The 255-nt window shown below is 53.3% G+C and carries 1 protein-coding gene; it reads right to left on the minus strand.

Features of this window, described 5'->3' with window-relative positions; genetic code table 11:
* The coding region (locus ACRHOZ_RS21130; protein ID WP_431130291.1) for a hypothetical protein at window positions 1-255 on the minus strand (255 nt) is incomplete at both ends.

Genomic DNA, 255 nt, shown 5'->3' on the forward strand with positions numbered 1-255 from the left:
TGTGACCACGGTGATCCCGATAGGAAACGGTGATGGTGCATCGTTGGTTACACCGGTCACGGCACAATTGTCATTGGCTGTCGGTGTACCGAGAACGGGATTGGCCACACAATTGGCATCTGCACCAGCATTGACATCGGCCGGAGCGGTTATTGTCGGGTCTGTTGTATCGTTTACTGTTATGGTCTGTTGGACGTTTATGGAGTTGTTGGCCGCATCGGTCACGGAGTAGGTACGCGTTATGGTCTCGGGGTT

It is taken from the genome of Flagellimonas flava (genome assembly GCF_050617915.1).
In the GTDB taxonomy this organism is placed as follows: domain Bacteria; phylum Bacteroidota; class Bacteroidia; order Flavobacteriales; family Flavobacteriaceae; genus Flagellimonas; species Flagellimonas flava_A.